Origin of the sequence: Candidatus Minimicrobia vallesae (assembly GCF_018866205.1) — a bacterium.
Classification (GTDB): Bacteria; Patescibacteriota; Saccharimonadia; order Saccharimonadales; family Saccharimonadaceae; genus Nanosynbacter; species Nanosynbacter vallesae.
Genome location: NZ_CP076459.1, coordinates 544,166 through 571,004, shown reverse-complemented (window position 1 = coordinate 571,004; position 26,839 = coordinate 544,166). Strand labels below are relative to the sequence as shown.

The following is a 26,839-nucleotide window of genomic DNA, read 5'->3' as shown; positions in this document are numbered from 1 at the left end:
TGTCTATTATACTCTGCCGGGTCGATGTGCTACAATATCAATATGTTTTTGGTGGGTATCTTTCAGTGGTGGTATGGCAATGGCTTGTTGCAATATATCCGACAAAGTTTTCTGGGGGTTTTACGAACCGCGGATTTTTTCTCAGTCGGGCTGCTTTTGAAAACCTTATTCAATCCGTTTCGCCAGATTTCAGCCGCTCCAGTTGGTGGCGACTTATCCGTGCAGCTATCTGCGTTTTTTGACAAAATGTTCTCGCGAGTAATTGGCGCGGTGGTGCGCTCCATGGTGATAATTATTGGAATATTGATGATATTGCTACGATTTTTGTGGATGATTGTAGGAATTATTATGTGGCTGGCGCTGCCGCTGATGCCGTTTATCGGAATTATTTTATGGCAATTGGGAGTTTCTGTATGGAAATAGAGCCGAGATTTAATTACGACAGTTTACGAGCTCAGAAAGCGCGATTTTCTGTAAGGTTTGGCAATGCTTGGCATATCGTGGCGATAGCTGTCGGCATTATGATGGTGTTACTTGGTTTGTGGTCGTTGATTGAACACGGGGCAATTGGCTGGCTATTATTTGGTCTGAGTGGTCCAATGATTATGGTGTCGATTTGGTGGGAAAAAGATCTTAAGACGGCGGAAATTAGTAAAAATCCTAAGACGATTGACGATGTGATGGCGGCGGACGTTTTGGGCAAATTGCCGCGCAGACCGACGCCGATTGATATTGCTGAGGCAATTACAGGCACGCGAGCTGGGCAATTTTTGTCAGTGCGGCTGGGTTTGACGCCGAATTTCTTGCGCAATATTTCCGTCGACGATCCGGATCGAACGGAGCAGATTTGGAAAGCGGCGATTGAAATTTGGCAGAGCACGGAAAGTCCGAAGATTACTAGCGCGGTTTTGGCGGCGGCGATAGTAAAGCAATTGCCACAACACGATTCTTTGCTGGCGAATATGAAGATCGATTTTCATGATATCGAGGAGACTATTCGATGGTACGAGCGAATCAAGGCGCTGATTGACCAATATAAAGAGAAGCCGCTAAATACGGGCGGAATTGCTAGGGATTGGTCTTTTGGTTATACGCCACTGCTGAGTCGATTTGCTCAGAATATTAGCGTCAGTGTATCTGGCGGCGCGTTTACGACTAAGTTGGCTGCGCATGAGGAGGCGCTGGGGCAGATGCTTAAAACGTTTAGTTCTGGCGGGCGGCAGAATATTACGCTGGTTGGTGCTGACGGTGCTGGAAAAAGTACTGTCGTGTCGGCGTTTGCGGAAATGCTGATTGACGGACATCGAGGCGTTCCTGGTTCGCTGATGTACCAGCAAGTTTTTATGCTTGACGCGTCGTCGTTGATTAGTGTGGCGTCGGGTCGCGGGGAATTGGAAAATCTAGTCACGATGATTTTGAACGAAGCTTTCTTGTCGAAAAACGTGATTTTATGTCTGGACAATGCGCAATTATTCTTCGAAGAAGGCGTTGGTTCGGTTGACCTGAGTAATGTGTTATTGCCAATTCTGGAGGCGGGCAGACTTAGGACGATTTTAACGATGGACGATCAGCGATTTTTGCAAATTTCCCAGACTAAGCCGCAGCTTGCTCACGCTTTGAATACAATTGCAATTCAGCCGTCAAATGAACCTGAAACTATGAAAATTATGCGCGATCAATTGGTTTTATTTGAGGCGCAGCACAAAGTGACATATATGTATCAGGCGCTGGCGGAGGCATATCGTGTTGGTGATCGTTATGTTCAGGACTTAGTAATGCCAGGTAAGGCGTTGAAAATTTTGGAAGCGGCGGCAAGTTACGCGAGTGGTGGGCTAGTGACCGCGCAATCTGTGGATGACGCGATTGAAAAGACTCTTGGCATAAAAATTTCGGTAGCATCTTTGAGTGACGAAAAGGAAAAATTGTTAAACTTGGAGTCGTTAATTCATCAGCGAATGATCAATCAAACGCGAGCCGTGACAGTTGTTTCTGACGCTATTCGCCGCGCGCGCACAGGTGTTAGGAATCAGAATCGACCGATTGGCGCGTTCCTGTTTCTTGGTCCGACTGGTGTTGGTAAAACGGAGCTTTCTAAAGCTTTGGCGGATGTTTATTTTGGCGGTGAAGGCAATATGATTCGCTTGGATTTGAACGAATTTGTCAGGCCGGATGACGTGGCTAGGTTAATTGCGGATGGCGCGCGAGATCCAGGGAGTTTGACTGCTCAAGTTCAGAAGCGCCCGTTCTCTGTCGTGCTTTTGGATGAAATTGAAAAGGCTCATCCTCAGGTTTTGACGACACTTCTGCAGCTTTTGGATGAGGGAATACTTCGTGATGAAAATAACCGAGAAATTAGTTTTCGCGATACGATTGTAATTGCGACGTCAAATGCTGGCGCGGATAGAATTCGTGAATATATTGAGCGGGGTTATCAATTTTGAGCGGTTCGAGCAGACGTTTATTAACGAGTTGATTAATGCCAATTTATTCCGCCCAGAGTTTTTGAATCGTTTTGATGAAATTGTTTTGTTTCGTTCCGCTAGAGGAAAGAGGAGGAGTTGTTGCAGGTTGTTGAATTTTGATTTTGGCGGGAGTTAATAAGACTTTGGCGCCGCAAAAAATTCAAGTTGCAGTCGAGGAGGAAGGTAAGAAATTGTTGGTCGAGGCTGGCTATGATCCAAGATTGGGAGCCCGCCCGATGCGCCGCGTCGTCCAGCGAGCTGTCGAGAATACTGTCGCCAAGCAAATGCTAGCTGGCACAATTGCGCCTGGATCAACTACAATTATTACCACCGAACAAATCCGCCAGATCTTAAGCAGCCAAGCTCCTCAAGTGTCAGTGATTACCCCAAACAGTTAGTTGAGTTTCTTGACGATAGATTTAGCCAACTCCCTATTAAATGGCGCCACTGCCGCCACAGCTACCGCGCCAACACCTCTCATAAGCGCGCGAGCCTTAGCTTTGAAGCGTTCTTCGATTGCCATATTTGGATTTGAAGTGTCAATCTTTGGTGATTCAGACAAAAATGCCAACCGCACAGCTCTTGCGCCCAGTGCCAGACTCCTCTTTGTATCGCCAGCCAGCGCTTCAGCGAAGCCTGTACGAGCAGTAAAGTTAATGTCGTATTGGTCAATCTTGCGGTCCTTGTCGGTAGCATGCTTGCGAGACTCTTCAATATAGCGCAGGCCTTTGCTTAGATTTTCTGTTGCCCGTTGAGAGTTTTCCTGATTATCATAAGAAGGGTCTGTTACGATAAGCTGCAGCTGCAGGGTTCCGAGCGTTGCGACGCTCGCGCCTAGTTCACGTAGTGTACTGCGATTCTCTTCTTCTTCGACCAAAGCTTTGTGTTGCTCCACTGCTTCAGTAGCCCATTTTTCGGATTCATCGTAGTCGCCTTGATGGCGGTAGGCGGCACTTAAATCACGAGCAGCACGGGCTTGTTCGGATAAGTTTGGCGCCAAATTATAAGCCAGGGAGGCTAATATGGCCGCCTGCTCGAAATCTTTCTCGCGTATTGCTTTTAGAACGGCTTCCATTACGCTAGGGAAGTCATTTATAGGCCTTTGTTCGTTAGTCTCCATTATGATCCTATTTATACCACTATTTAATATAAAAAGCAAGCAAATAGTAGTTATAATTAAAACCCGTCACAATAACGGGTTAATCTGGTACTCCGCACAGGAATCGAACCTGCAACCTTTGGTACCGGAAACCAACGCTCTATCCAGTTGAGCTAACGGGGCGTGTGTTTTGTTAATGCAATAAAATGGTACACCCGGCAAGATTCGAACTTGCGACCCCTTGGTTCGAAGCCAAGTACTCTAATCCGCTGAGCTACGGGTGCGTATGAAGTTATTATATCATAGATGACGGCCGAGTAAAATGATATACTATATGCATGGACGTTATGACTAATATATCACTGAAACAATACACAACTATGAAATTGGGAGGTGAGACTCGCTATATGGCGACGGCAGATTCTGCTGGTGATGTTGTGTCGCTATATCGTAATGCCCGAAAGGAAAATTTGCCGATTTTTGTGTTGGGTGGTGGCAGTAATGTGATTACGCATGACGAGGTTTTTGAAGGAATCGTACTGTTGAATAAGATCAAAGGTTTTGAGGTTATCTCTGAAACTGACGAAACAACTGATGTAAAAATTGGTGCGGGCGAAGTCTGGGACGAGGTTGTTGAGAAGGCTATTGGGCTTGGACTTCAGGGAATTGAGGCTATGTCGGGAATTCCTGGAACGGCTGGAGCTGCGCCGGTCCAGAATGTTGGGGCGTACGGTCAAGAAATTGCCGACACGTTGATTAGTCTGGAAGCTTACGATTCAAAAACCGACACAATTGTAACTATTTATGCTGACGAATGTGATTTTTCTTATCGAAATAGCATTTTTCGCGATAAAGAAAAAGGGCGATATTGTATCCTGAATATTACTTTGCGACTAAATAAAGCAGAGCCGAAACCGCCGTATTACGCTTCTTTGCAGAGATATATTGACGAGAATGATATTCGTGAGGTCAATTTGTCGGTGATTCGTGTGGCAGTTCTTAATATTCGTTCGGAAAAATTGCCAGACCCAGCGGAATTGCCAAGTGCAGGTTCTTTCTTCAAAAATGCGCTGGTTGAAAAATGGAAATTGGAAGAATTGCAAAGAGAATATAGCGACATTCCAAATTATGCAATGTCTGACGGAAGATATAAAATCCCGACAGGTTGGCTGATAGATAAGGCTGGCTTAAGGGGCTATCGCAGTCACGGCATGCGGGTTTATGAGAAGAACGCGTTGGTGCTTGTGAATGATTCAGCAACGGGATATGATGACTTGGCGGCGATTCGTGAGGAAATTGTGCAAATTGTCTTTGACAAGTTCGGTATAAAAATTGAGCAAGAGCCGCTAGAACTTTCCCGATAATAAGCATATTCTTTTTTGTAGATTTGCGCTACAATATTGATATGAATCGTGGGACGGGTGGTTATACGATAGTTGAAGTGGCGGTAGTTGTTGTGGTTGTTTCGATTTTGGCTAGTATTGCCTTTGTTGGTGGTGGAAGATTTTTGAACCTAACTAAAGATCAGGAGCAGAGGGCTGATGTGTCTGAGTTGTCATTGAGGTTGGAGCGATATTACAAGTATAAAAATGTTAGTTCTATTGGGCACGAGTATCCTTCTTGTGCTGATTTTATTAAGGGTTTTTCGTCAATTGTAGGAGGTGATTCTCTGAAAAAGGAGATGATCAAGTGTAGTCGTAGTGATTGGGCTGGCGGTAATAACGGCGAATTGTTGTACGAGGCGGCAAATATAGACGATGGAGATTGCACGAAGCCAACTTCTGGTCCTATAACTGACGTGGCGGCGGCAACTTGCGTGAAATATAACATTATATATAAGGAATTTTCGACAGGGTCGGAAAAAAGGGTGAATAGTATATGGCGCGACTAGTGGGAAAAAGCGATGGATTTACTATTGTCGAAGTTGCGGTTACTTTGGTTGTAATTGGTATTTTCATGGCTGTTATATTAAGTATGCAAGCGCAAGTTAGCCAGATATCAGTCATGAATGCTCAGCATAATAAAGCAAGTCTTCTGGCGTATAATAATATGCGTCGTTACGCGAATGATTCCGCTCCGTCGTGGTTTAAATGTAACACGGCGTCGTCGAATACTAGGTATGAAGTTACGAGAACTACTGGTAATATCGATGGGCTGCCCGGGGTGGTTAGGCAACAAGTGTATGCATCAGCGCCATACGGATGTAAGAGTGGAATCACGTCTAGCCTGGGGATGCCGATTAAAGTGGAGTCTATCGTAGAGTATGGATTGCCAAGCTCTGGCGTAGGTAGTGGAAAGAAGGTGGTACATGCGACATATGTGGCGTTCTAATGAGGGCGGTTTTACTGTAGTCGAATTGGCAATGGTGATGGTCATCATTGCAATGGTTGTCGGCGTGTTTAGCCAGATGTTAATTTCAGCAAACCAAAGTGCGTCTATCAGCAAGGCGAAGGTTGAGATTAGTCGAAATATGCACAATTCCATGGACGCAATTGAAACTGACGTGCGCCAAGCTTCGCGCTTTAAGGTGAGTGGTTATGACGGGGAGGATACGTTTGCTACTGATAAAAATTTCCCTGGTGCGACGCCTAGAGAATGGGGATATAGGAATAATCCATATCGTCAACAGTGATCCCTAATATAATCACTTATATTACTCCAATATGCTACAACTATGGGACGTGGCGCTGATTCTAGGGAGATTGTGTATCTAAGAACTCCGAAGTTTGACTGTAATGCAAATAAGACTCAGCAGCCGAAGTATAAAAAGAATAGTCATATATTTTTTGAAGAATGGAGAGTTGCATCGACGGACTATCTATAATGATTTAGTTGATTTCTCCAGTTATCCTCCAGCGCCATATTCAGGATCTGCTGCGGGTTATTTTTGTATGAATAGTCCGGATGCTGATAAGTTTAAAGATCGAGCTATGAAGCTTCGTGAAGATTCGATTTTAGCGACTGGAGTTTCGGAATTTAAGATTAATTACTATGACGGAAAAACGCTGATAAGCAAAAATAGTGACGCTGCAGATAGCGATAATAAAGCTCTTGATGGCGCGGATAGTGTAGAGGTTACTTTAACAATACAATCACCAAGTAAGCAAGTTTCTGATTCTCAAACATTAATGATACGAAAGATAAATAACTTATGATTCGACAAAAAAATGGCTATTCTTTGGTGTTGATTGTGCTTATGAGTACTTTTATATTGGCTCTTTTGGCTGGCGCTATGAGGGTTGTGGCTCAATCGTATATTTACTCTCAGGAAGAGTATTATTATAAGTTAGCTCAAGAGGCTGGTGAGGCGGGTACGGCGTATGCTAACGCTTGTTTGGATTCTAATGGAGCTGAGCAATCATGGGGTTCGGTTCCTGGTGGGATTGGTCCGCTTCGCCCGGAAACTAATTGTAAGGGGGCTGTAAATTTTAGTTGTGATAAATATGTATTTGATGATGGCAATAAATTTAGGACGACTTTTGAAGTCGGTGATTTGGAGGCTTCGACTAGAAGCGTCGGCTTTGTCGGCTGCTACTGCTCAAATTTCATCTATTGGTCGCGTTGAAATAACAAGTGGTGGCGGTGTTGTTAAAGACTTATACTGCTGTTGTAAAAAAATCAGTTACTTGGCCAGCTGATATTGATGCAGCGCGTATAGTAAGCGGTACTTATCGTACGTGTGCTATTTTGTCGAATAATGTTTGGTGCTGGGGTAATAATGACAAGTATGGAAGTAATGAATATACTGTGGGTCAATTGGGCGACGGAACTACTGTTAGTTTTAATGTTCCCGTAAAGGTACGTTCTGTGGGTGATATGAGAAATGGGAAAATTATTGATATATTTGCGGCACAATTTCATAGCTGTGTGTTGACTGAATTTAGTTCTGTCAGGAAGATATATTGTTGGGGTAATAATCAATTTGGACAGCTAGGTAATGGAGATTTTGGCGATGGTAAATATTCTAGTGTTCCGGTCGAGGTTGGCGGCCTACTGGCTCGCTAGGTGCAGATTTTGCTGGAAATAATATCAGTGCAATTGGAGGAACCGGTGATGTTTCGTGTGCTATTGCCGCAGGAAAGGTGTATTGTTGGGGTAGTAATAATATGGGTCAATTGGGTTACGGGCGTCCTGGTAGTCCTAGAGTTTAGCGCAACGCCAGTGCGTATTAATTCAGGCGGCCTCAACAGGCTTCCTAATAATTATTCTGCTGTTAAGTTATCAACTGGCGGATCTCGTTCACAAACTATGTGTGTTATAACCACTGAAAAGAGAGCTTACTGTTGGGGGCAGGCTAGGTTTGGGCAGTTGGGTATTGGTGTTGCATGTAATAGTTACTATGGTAATGCTACTCGAGTTAAGGAATTGGAGGACGTGACTGATATATCTCAAGATGGATATACTTGGTCAGGCTCATCCTGCTTATGCTAGTCTCATACCTGCGCTATTGCTTCGGGTAAGGTGTATTGCTGGGGTGGTGCTGGGCGTGGACAGTCTGGATCTCCGGGGAGTGGCGCTTTTAAAAAGCATTTTGAGCCGAGTTTGAGTCGGTGGTTTGCCTGGGGTGGCGCTGCGGGTTGATGTTGGCATTGCTCATTCTTGTGCTTTGGTGGACGTTGCTGGTACTAATAAAGTCTATTGTTGGGGCGATAATGAGATTGGGTCAGTTTGGTGGCAAATAGGAGATACGTTTCAATATTCTTTTACTCCTCAGCCAGTTAATGTTGGTACAAATGGGCTTCCTGCTTCAGAGAGTGTAGTGAGTTTGCTGCTGGGGCTAACCGCGGTTGTGCAATTATGACAAATAAGCGTTCGTATTGTTGGGGATTGAATGACGATGGGCAGATTGGTGATGGATTTTCATGTAAGTGAGCATAGTAGATTTAGTCCAACGGAGTCTTTATTCTTTCGTCCGGTCCAGAATCGATATATATATTAAAAAATCGCTTGCGCTTTTAAAAACGTTGTAGTATTATCGAGTTACAAATTAAACTAATATAATTTAGGGGGCACATTATCGTGACTACAAAGAATATCAAAAATCAAGGTTTTACACTAGTTGAGCTTTTGATCGTTATCGTGATTGTCGTACTTTTGACAGTTGTTTCTTTGGTTGCATACAACGGTTTGCAAAACCAGGCAAAGACATCTGCTGCTAAATCTGCTGCTGACGCCGTTGCTAAGAAAGCTGAGCTATACAACACAGCAGAGAGCAAGTACCCAGCTCACTTGACAGACTTAACTACTGCTGACACTGGGAACTCATACTACCTTGCTCCAAACACTGTTGCTGAATCAGGTACTGGTACTTTTGGTTCTGGTACTGCTCCTAAAACAGTTAAATACATTAAGTGTAAGTACGGGCGATCCAACGGGTGCGCACGTTAAGTACTACAACTTCTCAAAGAATACTGTAGAGGAGCGAACAGTCGGTACTTGTGCTGTGTAATTAGTTATATGTAATAAAAAACTCCGGCGTTATGCCGGAGTTTTTTATGTGCGCGGTTATATTAAATATCGCGTAGAGTATGGCAGAATTCTACGACTTCTTTGCGTAGTTCAGCCAACCTCTCGTCATTGTCGCGATTATCTATTGACCGCCTCATCCATTCCGCGATTTTTTCCATGTCGTCTTCTTTGGCGCCTCGCGTTGTGACAGCTGGCGTGCCTAAGCGAATGCCGCTTGGCCTGAACCTTGGCAGAGGGTCGTCTGGAATTGCATTGGCATTCAGCGTCAGACCAATTTTATCCATGGCGATTTCCGCTTCCTTGCCATCAATACCGAAGCTGCTGTGAATATCTGCCAGAATTAAATGGTTGCTGGTGCCGCCAGTTACTAACTTAAAGCCGCGCTTTTGCAATTCTTCCGCCAGTCTTTTCGCATTTTTGACAATTTGCTCGGCGTAATCTTTGAATTCTGGCTGTAAAGCTTCACCGAACGCTACGGCTTTTGCAGCGATGGTGTGCATGTGCGGTCCGCCTTGCGTGCCAGGGAATACTGCTCGATCAATCAACGTAGGTAAATTCTCGAGAGTTTTCTCTGGTTTTTTCAATGGATTGCCAACTATTCCTCGACTAAGAATCAGCCCGCCTCGTGGTCCACGCAGAGTTTTATGAGTTGTTGTGGTAATTACATGAAAGCCATAGTCGAACGGGTTTTTGGCAACGCCACTAACGATTAGCCCTGCAATGTGGCTCATATCCGCCATTAGCATGGCGCCGACCTCATTGCCAATTTCGGCAAATTTTTCATAATCTAGCTCTCGTGGATATGCCGAAAATCCCGCCAAAATGATCTTTGGTTTGTGTTTTAATGCCAATTGACGAATTTCTTCATAGTCAATTTCGCCAGTGTCGATATTTTTTATGCCATAGCGAATGAAGTTGTATTCTCTGGCGCTACGAGTAACTGGGGCGCCGTGAGTAAGATGTCCGCCGTGAGCCAAATCCATAGCCAGAATAGTGTCGCCAGGCTCGCACCAAGCGTAATAAACTGCCTCATTAGCCTGCGCGCCAGAATGTGGCTGGACGTTAGCGTGATCTGCTTTGAAAAGTTTTTTAGCGCGGTCAATTGCCAGCTGCTCGACTTGATCAGTGTTTTCTTGTCCGCCGTAATAACGTCGACCAGGGTAGCCTTCTGAATATTTATTAGTGAAAACACTACCGAGCGCCTGAAGCACATCTGATGAAACGTAATTCTCGCTAGGAATCAGTTCCAGGCCGTCCGTTTGACGCTTTTTTTCTGCTTTTATAAGTTCTTCAATTTGCTTGTCTTTCATGACTAAACCTCCGTTAATACTTATTATATCATTGCTTATATATATCATTAGTGATATAATTTACGCATGATAAAAGACAAGTATCTTCAAAAAATCGGCAATTTAATCGCTGAAAATCGCCAAAAACAAGGTTTGACACAGACGCAATTAGCTGAGGCGATTGGCACGTCGCAAAGTGCTATTAATCGCATTGAAAACGGGGGTCAGAATATTAGCATTGAGATGATTGCCCGAATTAGTGAAGTGCTTAATAACAATATTGTGACCGTAAATCATTCCGGAAAAATGAATTTTAAGGTAACTGGCGGCAAAAAATTGTCTGGTGAGATACAAGTTAAGACTAGTAAAAACGCCGCAGTGGGTCTTCTCTGTGCGAGTTTGTTGAATAAGGGGAAGACGACGCTTAGGAAAGTGGCGCGAATTGAGGAGGTCAACCGAATTATCGAGGTTCTGAACTCGATTGGTGTTAAAACTCGCTGGTTGGATGGTAGTGATCTTGAGATCGTGCCGCCGGCGCGCTTGAAGCTTGAAGATATGGATATTGCTGCGGCGAAGAGAACTAGGACGGTAATTATGTTCCTTGGTCCGCTACTGCATCAATATGACGATTTCAAATTGCCGTTTGCTGGCGGCTGTAATTTAGGGAAGCGCACGGTTGAGCCGCACCTTAGTGGTTTGAGGCATTTTGGAATGAACGTCACGGCGGAAACTGATTATTATCACGCAAAAACTGATGTCAATTCTGGCGATCGAACGATTTTATTGACGGAGCGTGGCGATACGGTGACGGAAAATATCATTATGGCTGCGGCGTTGTCGCCAAACACTACCATCATCCGCAATGCTAGCCCAAATTACATGGTTCAAGACGTCTGTTTCTTCTTGAAAAAGTTGGGTGTGAAAATTGAGGGAATTGGTACGACAACCTTGAAAATCACGGGTCGTAAACGAATTAGTAAAAATCTGGACTATTATCCGAGCGAAGATCCGATTGAAGCGATGAGCTTTATTGCGGCGGCTGCAGTGACGGATTCGGAAATTACTGTTCGTCGTGCGCCGATTGAATTCTTGGAAATTGAACTAGCGACATTGGCGGAAATGGGTCTTAAGTTTGAACTCAGCAAGGAATATTTTGCTAATAATGGGCAAACTCGTTTGGTTGATATTAAATTGCAGCGTTCCAAACTTCAGGCTGCAAAGGATAAACTTCACGCCTTGCCGTTTCCTGGAATTAATATGGACAATTTGCCGTTCTTGGGGCTTATCGCGACGGTGGCTGAGGGGCGCACGTTGGTTCACGACTGGAGTTACGAAAACCGAGCAATTTACTTTACAGAGCTGAGCAAGCTGAATGCGCAAATCGAGCTGGTTGATCCACACCGTGTTTATATCACTGGTCCAACAAGATGGAAGCCAGCCGACGTTGTTGCTCCGCCAGCGCTTCGTCCGTCCGTTGTGATACTTTTGGCAATGCTTGCTGCTCCAGGCGTATCGATTCTGCGCGATGTATATTCGATTAATCGCGGATACGAGGAATTGGCGGCGCGCTTAAATTCGCTAGGTGCTGAGATTGAAGTGATTATTGAATAGGAATTCGCTTGATCTGCGGTTCTTTTTTAGGCTGGATTTGTGGTTTTGGAAAAATAAATTTGAGATAATCTTTCATCATTCGGGCGCCAGAAATAATTGGCAAATAGTTGCTTAATTGGTGGCGGATATGTTTTTCTAGCAATTGGTCATTTTTCAAAATAGCGGCAGCTTTATGCATGTTGACGTACAGAGATGAAACTTCGGCTTCGTAGTTTCTACCGGTAACCTCGAGGCAAGCGATTGGCTGGACATCGGCAACGCCGCCGTCACTAGTGGAGATGAGGAGTTTCAAATTGGCGATGTCTTTCTCCCATGAAGTGCCGCACGCTTCTAATCCGACAATAGGAATATTTATCGAGGCATCTGAGCCGATTGCTAACGCTCGTCCCAACTCTTCGTCATAATCTTGTATGTAATGAACACGCTCCTTGAGGACTGGATCGTTGTCAATCAATTTTAATACCTCGAGCAATTTCTGATACATCGTCACGTCGCCTTGGTGAACTTTTCCTGTCAGAATATAATGCGCGTTGTGGCTAATGAGAATTTGGCGCAATGAATCTGGGTTTTCAAACGGCATATAAGGTCGTTTGTAGTTGGCGAATCTTCGCTTGAAGTCGAATAATATTGCATTTTCTGGGATTTGTATGGATTTTCCGTACTGATCTTGGCGATTTAATAGGACTTTATTTAATTCCTTTCGACCGAGTTTTTTCAAATATCTCAAATCCGCACTACTCAGCGAGTTTAATTTTTCAGAAAAATCATTTGTGGGCAACCCAAATTTATCGATAATTCCGTGATCGCGATATGTTTGCAAAGTTTCAGGTAGCACCCACGTTTCAAGATCTATTCCATTAGTAATGGCTTGAAATTTGACTTTGTCGTTGTTGCGGTCGCGGAAATTTGCTACGCGGGCGTGTAGTTTACTTACGCCATTCTTCGCTTCAGTAAGTTCAATTGCCAAAAGATTCGGCCTCAGTCTGTCATTACGGAATTGCTCCATTAGCCAGCAACGCACGGCATTGCTTTTTATATTTGGCAGAACTAATTTTTCAAATTGCGAACGATGAAATTCCGGTTCGGCCGCTTGAAGAAGTGTGTGGTTTGTGTAAAGTGTGTGTTTGCGAACGTAAACGATGGCCTCGTATAAATTCATTCCGTTAGCGCACAGCTCGTCTAGTCGTGCTAATGCGGCAAAAATCGTTGCGGTCTCATTAAGTTGAATAACGGCCGGCTTAATACCGAGGAGTTTTAATGCTTTATAGCCACCAAATCCCAGCGCTACTTCTTGGTATAATCTATGATCGCCAGATCCGTCGCCTTCGTACAATTGTCCAAAGTTCGGTTCTGAAATTGTAACAAATTGCGTTGAACCGAGCGTCTTCTTGAAAATGCTTAAGCTTGCGTCTGGGAATCCGTTTGAACTTACGAAAACTTCGTCAATATATTCAAATCCGTAATCTTGAGGTGAAACGGACTCTGAAAATTCTTCTTGCGCGAGGTCGGTGATTTTCTGGTGTGATTCGCTACGATAAAACGGCGTCACTACTACGAATGGAACTTCTAATTTTTCAGCTACACGTCGCGTGTCCGCCGCCAAAACTCCAAGTCCGCCGCCACCTTTAATGCCATTGGACTTATCATAAATTTCCATTGTCCAATAGACATATGGTCGGTTTTCAGACAATTGATGCGTTAAGCTGCTTCGTTCAATTACATCATAAAATTCGGACGCATCTTCAATGTCATGCGGCTGGTATTTTGGTTTTTCTGTATAAATATATGGATCCATCGATGCCCTTTATGGATTGAAATTGTCTAACTTGGTGCGGGTGGGGAGAATCGAACTCCCATCTCAAGTTTGGAAAACTTGCATACTAACCGCTGTACTACACCCGCAAGCTTTTACTATTGTAGCAGAAAGATGATATAATGTGAATACGCCCTGATAGCTCAGTTGGATAGAGCAGAGGACTTCTAAGCCTAAGGTCGTAGGTTCGAATCCTACTCGGGGCGCCATTTCATATAACTAATGGGGGATATATGGACGCGAATAAAAAACCGCAAATGACGCGGGAAATGATGATTAGATTATCTGGCTCCTTAAGAAGATCAATTGATGGTTTTAAGGCGTATGGAATGACTGGTAGATCCCTGAAAGCTAATCGTAAAGTAAATTTCGGAACGTCAATATATTAAAAAATACCAATCCTCGGCAGTGGTTGGTGGAGTAAGGCAAATTGGTACAGAGATTGGTGTGACGCCTCGATTGAGGTGTACTAATGATCATGTTGACGCTGGTTTGTTTGGCGGGAATCGACGAGTCAATGGTTCTACAAAATAACAATGTTCCGTCAGGTGTGAATAACTCTCGTCAATCGTTTAATGCTAATCGAACTACTTTTCGTGAGCCGCCTTCTCGCGGGTATAATCCGTTTGGATAAATAAAAAAATCCTCACTTCAATGTGAGTTTATTTTTTTGGAGGGCCAGGAGGGGCTCGAACCCTCGACACCCTGCTTAAGAGGCAGGTGCTCTAACCAGCTGAGCTACTGGCCCACAATTTCATTATACAACAATCAATAAAAATGTCTACCGTTTTATTGAAAATAATTTATCGGTGTGAATAAATTGTCGTAAAACTTGGGGCGAATGATGGGGTTCGAACCCACGGCCTCCGGAGCCACAATCCAGCGCTCTAACCAAACTGAGCTACATCCGCCATAAACCAAGCTTCTCAAATTATAGCACACACTATATCTGTACTCAAGATGGTAAAATTGCTATACTTAATGACAATGAGAGAACTAAATGGCTCAGAATTAGCTGGATTTATCAAGGAGCGCCAGGCGAAACAGGTGCGAGCTTTAAGGCAGGCTTGGCATATTAATCCTCGTTTGGCAATTGTTACTGATGTCGAAAATCCAGTTATTGAAACGTACATGCGTTTGAAGCAGAGGTATGGCGCTGATATTTTGATTGACGTGGAGATTCATCGAGTCCCTGCGGGCGGTGCTTTGGAGGTGATTCAAGAATTGAACAATCGAGACGATGTTCAAGGAATAATTCTGCAATTGCCGATTAGTAATTCTGATCAGACTGAGGAGTTACTCGAGAGTATTCGAGAAGATAAAGACGTTGACGGTTTGCGTAAAAAGGCGATTTTTCAGGCGGCCACACCAACGGCTATCAATTGGCTGCTGGCTGGATATGGCGTTGATTTGAAGGGTAAGAAAGTTGCAATTGTCGGGCGAGGTCGTTTGGTTGGTGCGCCTCTTGAGAAAATGTGGCTAAAGTCTGGCGTTGATGTGACGGTTTTTGAAAAAGGTGACGATTTATCTCAATTGATAAATTACGATATTATCGTGTCGGCAACTGGAGTTCCAGGGCTGATTAAAAGCCAGATGATTAAGACTAAGGCAGTTGTTATTGATGCGGGAACTGCTTCGGAAAATGGAAAAATTGTTGGCGACGTATCTGAAGAAGTGCGTCAGCGTAATGATGTAATTATTACACCAAAAAAAGGCGGAGTTGGTCCATTAACGGTTTCTGCGCTGTTTGATAATGTAATTACGGCTTGTCTAAAAATTGCGAATCAATCAAAAAATTAAGCGGCTTTTATGGCAGTTTTGACCTGCTCGACAACTTGGCGCGGCGTGAGGTTTGCTTTTACGATGTAGCTATGAATTCCTAATTTCTTCAAATCGTGCGGAGCTTCTTCTTCGCCGAGGTTAGTGAGGACGATAACGGGAATGGTTTTTCCCCAATCTTTAGACCTAATTCGCTTCAAAGCCTCCGCGCCGTCCATTTCTGGCATTTGTAAATCTAGCAAAATAATATCTGGCTGAAACTTCTCGACTACTTCTATGCCGATTTGTCCGTTGGCGGCCAAGCGAACGTCAAATCCGTCCGACTCGAACTTCATTCGGTACATCTGGCTGATGGTTGGGTCGTCTTCAATGATAGCGATTTTTATCATGCTTTAAGTATATCATATAAATTATGTTATAATTTTTGGCATGGAAAACTTTAGGAACGAATTGTGTATTGCAGAAGTGGTTGATTTTCTTAATGGAGTTGATCATGAAGCTAATGAAAAATTAAATAAGGAAATTGCGGATCTTAGGAGTGAGGGATGCAGGGTTAAAATTGGAGAAAAGACCGATCCTGCATACAATAATCCTGATAATATTCAGAAAGTATATATGATTATTTGGAGCGAGGCGGATGCAGAATTAAAGGATGTTCGTTAACAGATATTATTCATATAAATTTGGCGGCGGTAGCACTTGCGAGTGTCCTAGAAAAGATTCCTTTTGTAAGAGAAAATAAATGGGGTAATATTGTAGATGCTTATCTGGAGATTTTTCGTGATAAGTTATTGTATGGTAAGGATCAAACTGATTCGCAGCCGTGGCACAATCAGCGAGGTTCCGCACTGACGTTTTTGACAATTTCTGAAGCTGATGATTTAAGTGTTTTTGATGAAAATGGCGAAATATTTTCTGTCAGAAGGTAAATATCCAACTATGAGTGGTCCGCTGCTGGGTGAGTCGGTATTTGATGAGAAGATTAATGGCTTGCCGCTGACGGAAGTTATGGTTCGAGAAAAGATCAACACATGGTGTGGCGTGAATCAGGCGACGGCTATTGAAGAAGTAGAGAAGAGGATTAGTGACGTCCGAGAGTTTATTCAGGCGCCGGTGACGGAGAAGTTTTCTAACGTTATTCGGCATTGTGCGGATTCGCTTGGTATTCGTGAGCGAGTGGAAACAGTGAATGGTTTATCGATTGATCATTTGAAGAGAGTGGTGCGCAGAAAAAGAGAATCGTTCGATTGACGATATGTTGGTGATGAGTTTTGGTTGCGGAACGGGACTGGCGACTTTGAAGATGCTGAAAAAACTTAAGGATGAAACGGGTGGGGCGCCAACGGTTATCCTGTTAGATCAAGATCCGTTGTCTCTAGCGGCGGCGCAGAGCTTGGCTAAGAAATGGAATTTGGAAGATAAGATTGAAGTTCATTGTGAGCGATTATTCAGTAAGCTTGGCAAGCCTTTGAGTTTGGAGGGAGTTTTGGGCGATCGTAAAGCTGGATATCGCGGAAGATTCTGGCTTGCGGGAATATTTGCCAGATGGCGTTTATAAGCAATTGACGCGAGAATCGCTTGAGATTTTTGCGATCTGGTGGACTAATGATCACTGGCAATATGAACGTAAATCGCCCACAAAAAGAATTTTTGCATGGACTAATGGGGTGGGTTCCAAAAGTTAGGATGCGTTCAATTAAAGAAGTTTTTAAATTGCTCCAAAAATCTGGCATACCAAAAGAATCTATTGAAGCTACAGTTACTGCGAGCGGCGTTTACACAGTTTTTGCGATTGAAACGTAGAATAAAATGCTATAATAAGCATTAGTATGATGATACGAGCATTAGTGCTAGGATTGGTTGCGTTGATGGCGCTAATTTTGGGCGTTCTTGTGCTTAAAAAGTCGAAGCGTCGTCATGATGCGAAGCATTGGTTTTTTCTGGTTTGTTTATGTTTGGCTGTGTGGTCAGCTGGACTTGAAGTGTTTTCTCTGGCGGACAATGGAGTAGTATTAGACACTGCGTCCAGGTGGTTTTATGTCGCTTCGGCTGTTTTTTGTCCTGCGTTGGCTATTTTCACTACAAAGTCGTTTCTTCCATCGACAAAATCAACGAAGAGTTTTATCTGCGCGTCTAGTATATTGATAACGATTTTTTCGCTATATATTATTTTGGTTCCTGAGTTTATTATTAATACATCAGAAATTGTCACGCCAGTAGATTTTTCTCGAATTCCGATTCATGCAGTTAACTATGTTATTTTTGCAACTTTTTTCTCGGTATTCTTCTTAATTTCTATGTGTTTTGGTTATATAGCGTGGCGCAAATCAGATCCTGTTCGACGCAAGCAGGTCGCGATTTACATGATTGGTCTGTTGATATGTAGCATTCCTGGCTTTGTAGTGGATCTGTTTCTTCCGGCGCTTGGTGATTATCGATATATATGGATTGGTCCAATTGCTACGATTATTTTCTTTATTTGCAATTATGTATAGCATCGTCAGATACCGATTGATGGATGTAAAAATGGCGGTGGCTCGAAGCGTTTCGTATATGTTGCTATTAATTGCACTGGCTGTCGTTTATGTGATTTCTGCATATGTTATTTCAATTTTGGTTTTTCAGCGTAGCCTGACGGTTGATAGTCATGTAAATCTTATGAATATGATTTTGGCTATGGTTTTGGCTGTCGTATATCAACCGGTGAAGAAAATCTTTGATAAATTTACTGATAGGGTTTTTTATTACGGAGAATATGATGCTGATACGTTTACGCGTGAGATTAGTAAAATATTAACTTATACGGCGGATTTTCAATTGCTAACTCGACGTGTTGGTAATTATATAGCGACTTCTCTTAAGGCGGAAAAAGTGGCGTTTTGTATTCCGGAAAAAGGAATATATGGTCGGGCGGGTCGGCGACGAATATCTGTTGTCGAGGAAGATGTTCGCAGGATTATGGATTACTATTATAAGAATTGTAGTTTTCCGGAAGTTATTTTGGCGAATCAAGTAAAAGATCCAGAATTGAAGAAGCTTTTGGATATTCATCGCACGAAAATTGTTATGCCGCTGCTGCATCAAAATCAAGAAACGGGAATTCTATTTCTGGGCGAGCATAAGAGTTTGGGGTATAGTTCTCGCGATATTGAAATGTTGGAATCGATTGCTGGGGAATTGGCTGTGTCGATTCGAAATTCTTTGTCATTGGAAGAAATTAATGAGTTGAATAAAAGTTTGCAGCGTAAAATTGACGAGGCGACGAAAGAGTTGAGGTTTAGTAATCGACAGCTTCAGCGACTGGACGAGGCGAAGAACGAATTTATTTCTATGGCTTCACATCAATTAAGAACGCCGCTGACTAGTATTAAAGGTTATCTGGATATGATGTTGGAGGGCGATCTGGGGAAGATTACGCCGACGCAGCGTGCGGTTCTTAGGGAGGCGTTTTCTTCGAGTGAGCGTATGGTGAGGCTGATAAACGATTTTCTTAATGTTTCTAGGCTTCAGACTGGTAAATTTAATATTGATAAACAGGAGACTGGACGTTGCTCAAATTCTTCGGGATGAAGTTGCTTTGCTTAAGGTTGTGGCTGATCAGAGGTCTGTTGAAATGGACCTAAAGATTGATAAAAAAGTTCCATTGATTACGGCTGACTCTGAGAAGATTCGTCAAGTTATGCTGAATATGATCGACAATGCTATTTACTATTCAAATCCGCACAAAAAGGTAATAATTTCTCTAAAAAATAGTAATGGCGCGATTGAATTTACGGTGAAAGATTCGGGAATTGGCGTACCGAAATCAGAGCAAGCAAATCTGTTTGGCAAATTCTTCCGCGGCACAAATGCCAGAAAAAAGCGACCAGACGGCACTGGTGTTGGCCTGTTTTTGGCGAGGAAAGTTATTTTGTCGCACGACGGCGAAATGATCTTTGAATCAGAAGAAGGAAAAGGCAGTACCTTTGGGTTTAAGTTACCAGTTCGTTAACGGAATAAACTTAATATTCCAGAAATAACGATAATTAAGGCAACTACAACGAGCACCGCCATGCCAATGGTGCGAATGAGCTTTTTTCGATCGAAAAACCATTGAGATAATTTGGAGCGATTCGTTGCTGTAATCCTTGTTACCTTTGGTCGCTGAGATGTCGCGTCCATTCCAGAATATTTTTTATTGCGCTTTTTCTTCTGCTTTGTCATGGAAATATTATACATTAATAGATAACGGCGGAGAAGTGGCTGATTTTTGCTATAGACAATTCGACGGTAATTTGTTATGATATCTGAAGTCGTGGCCTTATCGTCTAACGGTTAGGACACCAGGTTTTCATCCTGGCAATCCGGGTTCGATTCCCGGTAAGGTCACCATTTAATAGACAGAATTAAGACCTTACTGGTCTTTTTTATTTTTTGTTTTTGCATCTTGTTAGGACCTTAAATGAGTATTCTATAAGATGATTCTTGGTGTCATTTTTCATCACTGTTATTTCGTGGTATAATTTTAAAAATGAGCGATAATATATTTAAACGAACAAAAATATTAGCAACAATTGGGCCAGCAACGTTCAGCCAAGAAAAGGTTTACCAATTGTTGGAGGCCGGCGTTAACGGCATCCGTATGAATTTTAGCCACGGCGCTAACGAGGAGCGAATTGAGCAGATCGATTGGGTGCGCACAGCTAGTAAACAGTTGGGCAAGCCTGTCGCAATCCTACAAGATTTGCAAGGTCCGAAGATTCGCCTGGGCGTTTTGAAAGATAACATGCTGAATGTTAAGGTTGGCGATATGTTGGTCTTGGATTCAGAAATTACCGAGCATGACGGCAGCTTCAATTTGCCAGTGCAGTACAATTTGGCGGAGAAGATGAAAGTCGGCGAGCCACTTTACATGTTTGACGGCAAGATCAGGACGGTTGTGCGAGAAATTGTTAGCCCAACTGCAATCCGCGTAGAAGTTCAGAACGACGGTTTTTTGATGAGCCGCAAGGGTCTGAATTTGCCAGACACAGATTTTGGTGGCGACATTCTTACTCAGAAAGATATTAACGATTTGGAGTGGGGCGCAAGCCAAGATTTTGATTACGTTGCATTGAGTTTTATTCAAAAAGCTGATGACATTATTGATTTGCGTCGTCGATTGACAGACCTGGGCTCGACAGCCAATATTATTGCCAAGATTGAGACTAAGTCTGCCGTTGATCCAGAGAATTTGGAGGAAATCGTTAAGGCTAGTGACGGTATTATGGTTGCTCGCGGTGACTTGGCGGTGGAAGCTGGTGCGGAAATTGTCCCAGTTGTACAGCGTCGGATTATTGCCTTGTGTCGTAAATATTGCAAGCTAGTAATCGTTGCAACACAAATGATGGGCAGTATGGTTGATAATCCAGAGCCAAGTCGCGCTGAAGTAAGCGACGTTGCCAATGCCGTAATCCAAGGCGCTGACGTAGTTATGTTGTCTGATGAGACTGCCAATGGTAAATATCCTGTTGAAACCGTTCGTGCGATGCGCAAGACTATTATCTACACTCAAGAACACAGTGAAGTAATGTTGGTAGAAAAGGCTGAAATGCGTGAAAAAACTGACGCGATTTTAAGCTACACAGCAGCTCAATTGGCGAGGAGAATTAAAGCTCGAGCTATTATTGCGGAAACACACACTGGCGCTACTGCAATTAACGTTGCTGCATATCGTCCGAACTTACCAATTGTTTGCGTGACCGAAGAAGTGAAGACTGCGCAAAAGTTGGCGCTAAGGTACGCTTCTCGTCCATATGTTCGACCAAACGACCCAAATGCAGCAACTAAGTTAGCTGATGAATTGAAACAAGAAGGCTATTTCGGCGCAGATCCAGTTACGGTTGTGCTTGTTAGCGGTCACAATCCAGAGCCAGGCAAAACTGACAATATCCAAGTCAAGACATTGTCATAAGGAGAATTTGGGTGGGCAGAAAATTTCCGAAGCAAACAATTCGCGATATTGATCTACGTGGAAAAACTATTCTTCTGCGAGCAGATTATAATGTTCCGCTAACAAAGCGTGGTCAGATTTCTGATGATCTAAGAATTCGCGCTTCGCTGCCCACACTCCGATATTTGCTGGAGCAGAATTGCAAGATTGTTATCATGTCTCATCTGGGACGACCAAAAGGTAAGGATCTCAAGTTTAGTCTGAAAGTTGTCGCAGATCATCTATCCAAGTTACTGAGCTGTCCGGTAGAATTGCTGGATGATTGTGTGGGCGAAGCTGTTCATCAAGCTGTTCGCCGCGCGCCACGAGGCAGTATTCTTATGTTGGAGAATTTACGCTTTTATGACGAGGAGGAGGCTGATGATTTAACATTTGCCAAGTCAATTCAGCGCGCTGTTCGAGCAGATTATTTTGTGCAGGACGGATTTGCGGTCGCGCACAGGGCGCACGCCAGCACTCATGCGATTACGTTGTGTGTTCCAGGGCTAGCGGGATTGCTATTAGAAAAAGAATATGTAACTATCACCGAGGCGATGAATAAGCCAAAAACGTCCGTTGGTTGCGGTTATTGGCGGCGCGAAAGTTAGCGATAAAGATTTTACTGATTAAGCGTCTGATTAAAAAGGCGGATCGGATTTTAATTGGCGGCGCTATGTCAAACACGTTTTTACATTGTCGTGGATTTAATGTCGGCAAGAGTGTGTTTGAGCCAGGAATGGAAAAGGTTGTCGCGGAAATTTATGATTTGGCGGCGGCTAAGGTCGGCGCAGAGAATGTTGACGATTTTTTGGTATTGCCGATTGATGTGGCGGTTGCGCCAGAGATTTCTAAGGATTTTCCTCGTCAAGAAGTTAATATTGATAAAATAAAAAACTCAGATATGGCGCTGGATATTGGAAGTCAGACAATTGAGAAATTCACGAAAATACTGGCTGGCGCGAAGATGGTTATTTGGAATGGTCCGCTGGGCTATGCTGAGATTGATAATTTTGCAATTGGTTCGGCGCGAGTGGCGCTAGCTATTGCCCAGAATAAAGGGGTTGTTTCAATAGTCGGCGGCGGAGATACGGCTGATTTTATATTGAAATGGGACGGGCATGACGGTGCCAATTTTACTCATGTTTCCACTGGTGGCGGAGCTAGCATGGCCTTGATGGCTGGTAAAAAATTGCCTGGAATTGAAAGTTTACTAGACGCATACGGTTTGAGGTGATAAACTAAGCATAAGGATTATCTCATGAGAAAAAAGTTAATCATTGGTAACTGGAAGATGAACTTCAATATGCAGGAGGCTAGCTTATATTTGCATAAGCTGATGAATACGCTGCCGTCGCATAGAGATGTTGAAGTGGTGCTGGCGCCTACTATTTTGACGCTGCAGAGTTTGAGTTTGCAAATTAATCGTCGGATTGCTAAGTTGGCGGCTCAGAATTGCTATTGGCGGGATTCGGGGGCGTACACGGGAGAAATTCCAGCGGCGCATCTTCGTGGAATTGCTGATTATGTGATAATTGGCCATTCGGAACGTCGCTATATTTTCATTGAAAGCGAAAAAGATATTCGACTGAAAGTTCAGGCGGCAATTCGAAATCGTATTCATCCGATTTTGTGTGTTGGTGAAACGATTCAAGAGAAGACTCTTGGCGAAACGAAGGATGTTCTGGCTGATCAATTGACTAGCGGTCTGGCTAATGTGACGGCGGACGAGCTGGATGAAGTAGTTATTGCGTATGAGCCAGTTTGGGCGATCGGTACTGGCGATAGTGCTAAAGCGTCTGATGTAAAAAAAGCTACACAGATGATTCGACGACATATTTCTCATTTGTACGGTAAAAAAGCGGCGGAATCAGTTCGAGTTGTTTATGGTGGAAGTATTACGTCAATAAACGCCGCGGATTATTTGGCAATTGATGAACTTGATGGTTTATTGGTTGGTGCAGCCAGTTTGGATGCATATCAATTTAAGGAGATAATCTCGAAAGCACATAAAGGTTAAAAAATAGGGGGCATATGACAGATATTGATTTTGATGAGTTGGATAGAGCGGTAAGCTCTCTTATGGATAAGCAGCGAGAAAAGGAAGCTCCAGTGGTGGCTAATTGAAATCATTGGTGAGGTTTCTGCGTCTGTGCTCGTAGAGGAAAAGTCTGTGCCCGGGAGAACTCTATTTGTTACTAGCTTTGCGCCTCCGGTAACTCCATTTACGCCTTCGTCTGTTGTTTCTGCTTCTTTATCATCGACCTCTTTATTCTGGATCTCATCAGCCTGAAGCAAAAAAAGACTCTTCTAATGACGATGCGACTCCTAAAGAAGTTGATAGTACTACGAACGAGAAAGTTGCTAACGATTCAATAGCTAACAGAGCTCCTGGTGTGGCTGCTAGCGAAGTCAAAGCTGCGCCAGTAATCGCGAGACGCTCGACTGGCCGTTTCATGGATGTTGTTAGACCTTCATCTGTCAGCACTATCCAAAAACCTGCTACTCCCGCTCCATCTCGAACTGGCACGACAATTCAGCCTTCGCCTGATTTGGTGGACGTGATTAGCGCAAATAATAGGCATTCTGCGGTAAGGAAAGAAATGTCTGATATGGTTGCTCAATCAGATAATCTTAGCGACACTCCTGATCTTAAGGACGTGCATAATGAATCTACTTTTGCGGAAATTGAAGATGCGCCTGCTGAGGAATTGTCGTTGACTGATAAGATAGCGCAATCATTAGCCGTAAGTAATAGCGAAGCTCCTGCTGTACCGATGACTACGCCGCTGGAGTCTCCGTTTATTGCTAATGTTGAGGTGGAGAAGCGACCGCTTGGTTCTGTTAGCCAAACTATGACTAGTTCTGAGATGAATAGCGATGAAGAGTGCGTCTATGTCTGCTGATTCTGAGGATGTAAAATTGGAACATCAATACAATACCGATTTGTCTAATTACAGCATGAGCGAAAATTCTTTGGGCGATGCGCCCGACTCGCCAATGGATTTGAGTCCGGAAATTATAGCAATTGAGGAGGCTGGCGTTCCTGAAGATTCAGACGATAAAATGTCCACTGACATTGACTAGTTCTTTGATTGAGTCTTCCGAATTATCTCCGAAAAAGAAACTATGGATTCTGAGCCGGCACCGATGTTTGCCGCCGTATCTACAGAGGTCAAACCTTCAGCCGACAAAGAAAAGAAAAAATCTGGATTATTAATAGCGTTGCTTATTGTTCTATTTTTGGCAATTGGTATGGCTGGCGGCGCTGTTTCGTACTTTTTGCTGATAAAATAGATATATGTCTAATTTTACTGACGGATTAAATAGCGAGCAGGCTCGAGCGGTGACGCACGTTGATGGGCCGTTGTTGATTTTGGCTGGAGCCGGATCTGGAAAGACCAAAACCCTGACTCATAGAATTGCCTATTTGATTGGCGAGTTGAAAATATTTCCTAGTCGAATATTGGCGGTTACATTTACTAATAAAGCTGCGAAGGAAATGCGTCAGCGATTGGCGCAAATATTGGGTGAAGATTCTGAAAATCGGCAATTTATGCCGTGGATGGGAACTTTTCACAGTATTTGTGTGCGAATGTTGCGGATGGATGGTGAAAATATTGGTCTGGACAAGCGATTCTTAATTTACGATACCGATGATCAAATAAGCTTGATGAAGCAGATTATGAAGGCTCGCGGTTTGACGGATAAAGATATTAAACCTCGAGCTGTACTTTCGGCTATTTCGAACGCTAAAAATGAGATGAGAAGTGCTGAGGATTTTTCGGCTTCGACTCGTGGCCCAAGAGAGCAGAAAATAGCTGAGTTGTTTTTTGCTTATGAAAAAGCTTTGAAAGATGCTTCGGCGTTGGATTTTGATGATTTATTGATAAAAACTGTGGAATTATTGAGAAGTAAGCCAGATATTCGTCATAAATGGCAGCAGCAATTCGAGCATATTTTGATTGACGAGTATCAGGACACGAATGCGGTGCAATATGCGCTAATTAAGTTGCTGGTGAATTCGCGTCGCAATTTATGCGTGGTTGGTGATGACGCTCAGTCGATTTATAGTTTTCGCGGGGCTGATTATACTAATATTCTCAATTTTGAGCGTGATTTTCCGGGTACGACGGTGGTTAAGCTGGAGCAAAATTATCGTTCGACTGGCGCGATTTTGAATATGGCAAATGCGCTGATTAGTCATAATATTCATAGAACTGATAAAAATTTATGGACGGCGAATGGCGACGGTGTTGAGCCGAAATTATGGCAATTGTACAATGAGTCTGAGGAGGCTTTGGCGATTGCGAATGAGATTCAGGCGCAAATTGCGAACGGTCGTCAATATGGCGACGTGGCGGTGTTGTACCGAACGAATGCGCAGAGTTACGCAATTGAGCGAGCTTTTGGTTCAGAGTTATATTCCGTATAAAATCGTCGGCGGTCTGCGATTTTTGGATCGAGCGGTCGTTAAGGATTTATTGGCGTATCTTCGATTGTTGTATCAGCCGAGTGATCGAGTTAGTTTTTTGCGAGTTGTGAATACGCCAAAACGTGGCGTTGGCGCGGTGAGTATTTCTAAGTTTTTGGACTGGAATGATGCGTCGGGGAAAGATATAATTAGCGGGTTGCTGGCGGTTGAGGAGGCGGATACTTTGACGGCGCGTGCAAAACGTCCGTTGCTAGAGTTTGGTCTCTCAAATACTGCACGATTTGCAGCAGGAAATTGACGGATCTCCAGCTGAATTGATTGAAAAGATTATGAAAAGTACTGGCTATGAAGATTTTATAAACGACGGAACGCCGCAAGCTGAGGAGCGAATGGAAAATATCGGTGTGCTTTTGTCGGAGGCGAAGGCTTACGTTGACGTGGCGACGTTTTTGGAAGAGATGGCTTTGATGTCTTCGACGGATACGACTGCCGATCAGCAAGTAACGCTCATGACGCTTCATGCGGCTAAAGGTTTGGAGTTTCCGGTGGTTTTTCTGGCGGGGTTGGAAGAGGGGATTTTGCCGCACGCGAGAGTGTTTGATAGTGGTAATGCTGATGATGTTGAAGAGGAGCGTCGATTGTGCTATGTTGGTGTGACTCGGGCGAGGGAGGAGTTGTTCGTTAGTTGTGCTAGCTCTCGGACGCAATTTGGTCAGATTGGCTATAATATGCCATCGAGGTTTTTGGATGAGATGGGCTTGATGGCTGGTGGTGTTGATAGGCCAGCTCAGCCTATGGTAGAGTCTGATTTTTATTCAGAAGATATTGGTTTGGAAGTTGGTGATCGAGTTCGCAGTCCGAGTTTTGGTTTGGGGGAAATTATTGATAGCGAAGGGCTTGAGTGTTACGGTTCAATTTGATAATGGAAATATTAA

Annotated in this window: 40 protein-coding genes and 7 tRNA genes; 37 read left to right on the top strand and 10 right to left on the bottom strand. The window is 43.6% G+C overall.

What is annotated here, in order from left to right:
• Positions 1-42: 42 nt before the first annotated feature.
• From KOY49_RS03955 to KOY49_RS03945, 3 genes are all read left to right on the top strand, one after another.
• Positions 43-423: a hypothetical protein gene (locus KOY49_RS03955; RefSeq protein ID WP_129636838.1), complete on the top strand. Its 381-nt coding sequence runs from the start codon at positions 43-45 to the stop codon at positions 421-423.
• On the top strand, positions 414-2,441 hold the full coding sequence (locus tag KOY49_RS03950) for an AAA family ATPase (protein WP_232736090.1): 2,028 nt from the start codon (positions 414-416) through the stop codon (positions 2,439-2,441). The genes KOY49_RS03955 and KOY49_RS03950 overlap by 10 nt, the downstream gene beginning before the upstream one ends.
• Before the next feature lie 143 nt (positions 2,442-2,584).
• Positions 2,585-2,860: a ClpB D2-like domain containing protein gene (locus KOY49_RS03945; RefSeq protein ID WP_232736089.1), complete on the top strand. Its 276-nt coding sequence runs from the start codon at positions 2,585-2,587 to the stop codon at positions 2,858-2,860.
• Here the strand turns inward: KOY49_RS03945 and KOY49_RS03940 are convergent.
• The 3 genes from KOY49_RS03940 to KOY49_RS03930 all read right to left on the bottom strand — a co-directional run bounded on the left by KOY49_RS03940 (position 2,857) and on the right by KOY49_RS03930 (position 3,845).
• On the bottom strand, positions 2,857-3,582 hold the full coding sequence (locus tag KOY49_RS03940) for a hypothetical protein (protein WP_232736088.1): 726 nt from the start codon (positions 3,580-3,582) through the stop codon (positions 2,857-2,859). The two genes, KOY49_RS03945 and KOY49_RS03940, sit on opposite strands and share 4 nt — an antisense overlap.
• 85 nt (positions 3,583-3,667) lie before the next feature.
• A tRNA-Arg gene (locus KOY49_RS03935) sits at positions 3,668-3,744 on the bottom strand.
• Positions 3,745-3,768: 24 nt separating this feature from the next.
• Positions 3,769-3,845 (bottom strand) — tRNA-Arg (locus KOY49_RS03930).
• A gap of 54 nt (positions 3,846-3,899) precedes the next feature.
• On the opposite strand from KOY49_RS03930, the gene murB reads away from it, so the two are divergent.
• From murB to KOY49_RS03880, 11 genes are all read left to right on the top strand, one after another.
• Positions 3,900-4,925, top strand: a complete 1,026-nt coding sequence (murB, locus tag KOY49_RS03925) for a UDP-N-acetylmuramate dehydrogenase (protein ID WP_232736087.1) — start codon at positions 3,900-3,902, stop codon at positions 4,923-4,925.
• 41 nt (positions 4,926-4,966) lie between these two features.
• A complete protein-coding gene (locus KOY49_RS03920) occupies positions 4,967-5,452 on the top strand; it encodes a prepilin-type N-terminal cleavage/methylation domain-containing protein (RefSeq protein ID WP_232736086.1) in 486 nt (161 codons plus the stop codon).
• A complete protein-coding gene (locus KOY49_RS03915; protein ID WP_232736085.1) occupies positions 5,440-5,892 on the top strand; it encodes a type II secretion system protein in 453 nt (150 codons plus the stop codon). Before KOY49_RS03920 ends, KOY49_RS03915 begins: the two co-directional genes overlap by 13 nt.
• A complete protein-coding gene (locus KOY49_RS03910; RefSeq protein ID WP_232736084.1) occupies positions 5,879-6,193 on the top strand; it encodes a type II secretion system protein in 315 nt (104 codons plus the stop codon). The genes KOY49_RS03915 and KOY49_RS03910 overlap by 14 nt, the downstream gene beginning before the upstream one ends.
• Before the next feature lie 259 nt (positions 6,194-6,452).
• On the top strand, positions 6,453-6,716 hold the full coding sequence (locus KOY49_RS03905) for a hypothetical protein (RefSeq protein WP_232736083.1): 264 nt from the start codon (positions 6,453-6,455) through the stop codon (positions 6,714-6,716).
• Positions 6,713-7,126, top strand: a complete 414-nt coding sequence (locus tag KOY49_RS03900; RefSeq protein WP_232736082.1) for a hypothetical protein — start codon at positions 6,713-6,715, stop codon at positions 7,124-7,126. The genes KOY49_RS03905 and KOY49_RS03900 overlap by 4 nt, the downstream gene beginning before the upstream one ends.
• A gap of 11 nt (positions 7,127-7,137) precedes the next feature.
• The gene (locus tag KOY49_RS03895) at positions 7,138-7,566 is read left to right on the top strand and encodes an RCC1 domain-containing protein (RefSeq protein ID WP_232736081.1); all 429 of its coding nucleotides are present in this window, start codon (positions 7,138-7,140) and stop codon (positions 7,564-7,566) included.
• Between the two features lie 77 nt (positions 7,567-7,643).
• Positions 7,644-7,712: a hypothetical protein gene (locus KOY49_RS05480; protein WP_376787542.1), complete on the top strand. Its 69-nt coding sequence runs from the start codon at positions 7,644-7,646 to the stop codon at positions 7,710-7,712.
• Positions 7,713-8,125: 413 nt separating this feature from the next.
• Positions 8,126-8,362 (top strand): RCC1 domain-containing protein, encoded by a 237-nt coding sequence (locus KOY49_RS03885; RefSeq protein WP_232736079.1) that lies wholly within the window; start codon positions 8,126-8,128, stop codon positions 8,360-8,362.
• A complete protein-coding gene (locus KOY49_RS05475) occupies positions 8,359-8,433 on the top strand; it encodes a hypothetical protein (RefSeq protein WP_376787541.1) in 75 nt (24 codons plus the stop codon). Before KOY49_RS03885 ends, KOY49_RS05475 begins: the two co-directional genes overlap by 4 nt.
• 147 nt (positions 8,434-8,580) lie before the next feature.
• Positions 8,581-8,949, top strand: coding sequence for a prepilin-type N-terminal cleavage/methylation domain-containing protein (locus KOY49_RS03880; protein ID WP_232736078.1), 369 nt, complete (start codon positions 8,581-8,583; stop codon positions 8,947-8,949).
• A 122-nt stretch (positions 8,950-9,071) separates the two neighbouring features.
• Here the strand turns inward: KOY49_RS03880 and glyA are convergent, their stop codons facing one another.
• The gene (gene glyA / locus KOY49_RS03875) at positions 9,072-10,340 is read right to left on the bottom strand and encodes a serine hydroxymethyltransferase (RefSeq protein ID WP_232736077.1); all 1,269 of its coding nucleotides are present in this window, start codon (positions 10,338-10,340) and stop codon (positions 9,072-9,074) included.
• A gap of 69 nt (positions 10,341-10,409) precedes the next feature.
• Here glyA and KOY49_RS03870 point away from each other — a divergent pair, with 69 nt between their 5' ends.
• Positions 10,410-11,930, top strand: a complete 1,521-nt coding sequence (locus KOY49_RS03870) for a helix-turn-helix domain-containing protein (protein WP_129631687.1) — start codon at positions 10,410-10,412, stop codon at positions 11,928-11,930.
• Here the strand turns inward: KOY49_RS03870 and KOY49_RS03865 are convergent.
• Positions 11,920-13,725 carry a glycogen/starch/alpha-glucan phosphorylase gene (locus KOY49_RS03865; RefSeq protein WP_232736076.1) on the bottom strand — a complete coding sequence of 602 codons (1,806 nt, stop codon included), beginning with the start codon at positions 13,723-13,725 and terminating at the stop codon, positions 11,920-11,922. The genes KOY49_RS03870 and KOY49_RS03865 overlap by 11 nt on opposite strands.
• 32 nt (positions 13,726-13,757) lie before the next feature.
• Positions 13,758-13,832 (bottom strand) — tRNA-Gly (locus KOY49_RS03860).
• Between the two features lie 43 nt (positions 13,833-13,875).
• Here KOY49_RS03860 and KOY49_RS03855 point away from each other — a divergent pair.
• Positions 13,876-13,952 (top strand) — tRNA-Arg (locus tag KOY49_RS03855).
• A gap of 24 nt (positions 13,953-13,976) precedes the next feature.
• Positions 13,977-14,132, top strand: a complete 156-nt coding sequence (locus KOY49_RS03850) for a hypothetical protein (RefSeq protein ID WP_232736075.1) — start codon at positions 13,977-13,979, stop codon at positions 14,130-14,132.
• A 282-nt stretch (positions 14,133-14,414) separates the two neighbouring features.
• Here the strand turns inward: KOY49_RS03850 and KOY49_RS03845 are convergent.
• Together KOY49_RS03845 and KOY49_RS03840 are read right to left on the bottom strand one after the other, a co-directional pair.
• Positions 14,415-14,491: transfer RNA gene (locus tag KOY49_RS03845), tRNA-Lys, on the bottom strand.
• A gap of 85 nt (positions 14,492-14,576) precedes the next feature.
• Positions 14,577-14,654, bottom strand: a tRNA-His gene (locus KOY49_RS03840).
• Between the two features lie 76 nt (positions 14,655-14,730).
• On the opposite strand from KOY49_RS03840, the gene KOY49_RS03835 reads away from it, so the two are divergent.
• Positions 14,731-15,543, top strand: a complete 813-nt coding sequence (locus KOY49_RS03835) for a bifunctional 5,10-methylenetetrahydrofolate dehydrogenase/5,10-methenyltetrahydrofolate cyclohydrolase (RefSeq protein ID WP_232736074.1) — start codon at positions 14,731-14,733, stop codon at positions 15,541-15,543.
• Here KOY49_RS03835 and KOY49_RS03830 read toward each other — a convergent pair.
• Positions 15,540-15,911, bottom strand: a complete 372-nt coding sequence (locus tag KOY49_RS03830; RefSeq protein ID WP_129635371.1) for a response regulator — start codon at positions 15,909-15,911, stop codon at positions 15,540-15,542. The genes KOY49_RS03835 and KOY49_RS03830 overlap by 4 nt on opposite strands.
• A 40-nt stretch (positions 15,912-15,951) precedes the next feature.
• On the opposite strand from KOY49_RS03830, the gene KOY49_RS03825 reads away from it, so the two are divergent.
• Genes KOY49_RS03825 through KOY49_RS03790 form a run of 8 tightly spaced genes read left to right on the top strand, consistent with a single transcriptional unit; the run spans position 15,952 to position 19,513 of the window.
• Entirely contained in the window at positions 15,952-16,185 is a 234-nt protein-coding gene (locus tag KOY49_RS03825; protein WP_232736073.1) for a hypothetical protein, read from the top strand.
• Between the two features lie 20 nt (positions 16,186-16,205).
• Complete coding sequence (locus KOY49_RS03820; protein WP_232736072.1) at positions 16,206-16,451, top strand: hypothetical protein; 246 nt, start codon at positions 16,206-16,208, stop codon at positions 16,449-16,451.
• On the top strand, positions 16,417-16,773 hold the full coding sequence (locus KOY49_RS03815; RefSeq protein ID WP_232736071.1) for a hypothetical protein: 357 nt from the start codon (positions 16,417-16,419) through the stop codon (positions 16,771-16,773). The genes KOY49_RS03820 and KOY49_RS03815 overlap by 35 nt, the downstream gene beginning before the upstream one ends.
• A 13-nt stretch (positions 16,774-16,786) precedes the next feature.
• Complete coding sequence (locus KOY49_RS03810; RefSeq protein WP_232736070.1) at positions 16,787-17,080, top strand: class I SAM-dependent methyltransferase; 294 nt, start codon at positions 16,787-16,789, stop codon at positions 17,078-17,080.
• Between the two features lie 20 nt (positions 17,081-17,100).
• On the top strand, positions 17,101-17,325 hold the full coding sequence (locus KOY49_RS03805) for a hypothetical protein (RefSeq protein ID WP_232736069.1): 225 nt from the start codon (positions 17,101-17,103) through the stop codon (positions 17,323-17,325).
• Positions 17,326-17,351: 26 nt separating this feature from the next.
• Positions 17,352-18,017 (top strand): histidine kinase N-terminal 7TM domain-containing protein, encoded by a 666-nt coding sequence (locus KOY49_RS03800; RefSeq protein WP_232736068.1) that lies wholly within the window; start codon positions 17,352-17,354, stop codon positions 18,015-18,017.
• Positions 18,018-18,048: 31 nt separating this feature from the next.
• A complete protein-coding gene (locus KOY49_RS03795; protein WP_232736067.1) occupies positions 18,049-19,092 on the top strand; it encodes a sensor histidine kinase in 1,044 nt (347 codons plus the stop codon).
• Positions 19,049-19,513 carry a sensor histidine kinase gene (locus KOY49_RS03790; protein ID WP_232736066.1) on the top strand — a complete coding sequence of 155 codons (465 nt, stop codon included), beginning with the start codon at positions 19,049-19,051 and terminating at the stop codon, positions 19,511-19,513. The genes KOY49_RS03795 and KOY49_RS03790 overlap by 44 nt, the downstream gene beginning before the upstream one ends.
• Here the strand turns inward: KOY49_RS03790 and KOY49_RS03785 are convergent.
• On the bottom strand, positions 19,510-19,740 hold the full coding sequence (locus KOY49_RS03785; protein ID WP_232736065.1) for a hypothetical protein: 231 nt from the start codon (positions 19,738-19,740) through the stop codon (positions 19,510-19,512). The genes KOY49_RS03790 and KOY49_RS03785 overlap by 4 nt on opposite strands.
• A 78-nt stretch (positions 19,741-19,818) precedes the next feature.
• Between KOY49_RS03785 and KOY49_RS03780 the strand changes: the two genes are divergently transcribed.
• The 11 genes from KOY49_RS03780 (at position 19,819) to KOY49_RS03735 (ending at position 26,824) form a co-directional block, all read left to right on the top strand.
• Positions 19,819-19,893: transfer RNA gene (locus tag KOY49_RS03780), tRNA-Glu, on the top strand.
• Between the two features lie 139 nt (positions 19,894-20,032).
• Positions 20,033-21,454, top strand: a complete 1,422-nt coding sequence (gene pyk / locus KOY49_RS03775; protein WP_232736064.1) for a pyruvate kinase — start codon at positions 20,033-20,035, stop codon at positions 21,452-21,454.
• Positions 21,455-21,465: 11 nt separating this feature from the next.
• Positions 21,466-22,080: a phosphoglycerate kinase gene (gene pgk, locus KOY49_RS05065; RefSeq protein WP_269802135.1), complete on the top strand. Its 615-nt coding sequence runs from the start codon at positions 21,466-21,468 to the stop codon at positions 22,078-22,080.
• Positions 22,062-22,706, top strand: coding sequence for a phosphoglycerate kinase (gene pgk, locus KOY49_RS05060; protein WP_269802134.1), 645 nt, complete (start codon positions 22,062-22,064; stop codon positions 22,704-22,706). Before pgk (KOY49_RS05065) ends, pgk (KOY49_RS05060) begins: the two co-directional genes overlap by 19 nt.
• 24 nt (positions 22,707-22,730) lie before the next feature.
• Positions 22,731-23,489, top strand: coding sequence for a triose-phosphate isomerase (gene tpiA, locus KOY49_RS03765; protein WP_129637313.1), 759 nt, complete (start codon positions 22,731-22,733; stop codon positions 23,487-23,489).
• A 220-nt stretch (positions 23,490-23,709) separates the two neighbouring features.
• A complete protein-coding gene (locus KOY49_RS03760; protein WP_232736063.1) occupies positions 23,710-24,375 on the top strand; it encodes a hypothetical protein in 666 nt (221 codons plus the stop codon).
• On the top strand, positions 24,365-24,556 hold the full coding sequence (locus KOY49_RS03755; protein ID WP_232736062.1) for a hypothetical protein: 192 nt from the start codon (positions 24,365-24,367) through the stop codon (positions 24,554-24,556). Before KOY49_RS03760 ends, KOY49_RS03755 begins: the two co-directional genes overlap by 11 nt.
• Before the next feature lie 42 nt (positions 24,557-24,598).
• Complete coding sequence (locus KOY49_RS03750; protein ID WP_232736061.1) at positions 24,599-24,766, top strand: flagellar basal body-associated FliL family protein; 168 nt, start codon at positions 24,599-24,601, stop codon at positions 24,764-24,766.
• Between the two features lie 4 nt (positions 24,767-24,770).
• Positions 24,771-25,904, top strand: coding sequence for an ATP-dependent helicase (locus tag KOY49_RS03745; RefSeq protein ID WP_232736060.1), 1,134 nt, complete (start codon positions 24,771-24,773; stop codon positions 25,902-25,904).
• A complete protein-coding gene (locus KOY49_RS03740) occupies positions 25,867-26,202 on the top strand; it encodes a 3'-5' exonuclease (protein ID WP_232736059.1) in 336 nt (111 codons plus the stop codon). The genes KOY49_RS03745 and KOY49_RS03740 overlap by 38 nt, the downstream gene beginning before the upstream one ends.
• Positions 26,162-26,824: a 3'-5' exonuclease gene (locus KOY49_RS03735; RefSeq protein ID WP_232736058.1), complete on the top strand. Its 663-nt coding sequence runs from the start codon at positions 26,162-26,164 to the stop codon at positions 26,822-26,824. Before KOY49_RS03740 ends, KOY49_RS03735 begins: the two co-directional genes overlap by 41 nt.
• Positions 26,825-26,839 lie beyond the last annotated feature (15 nt).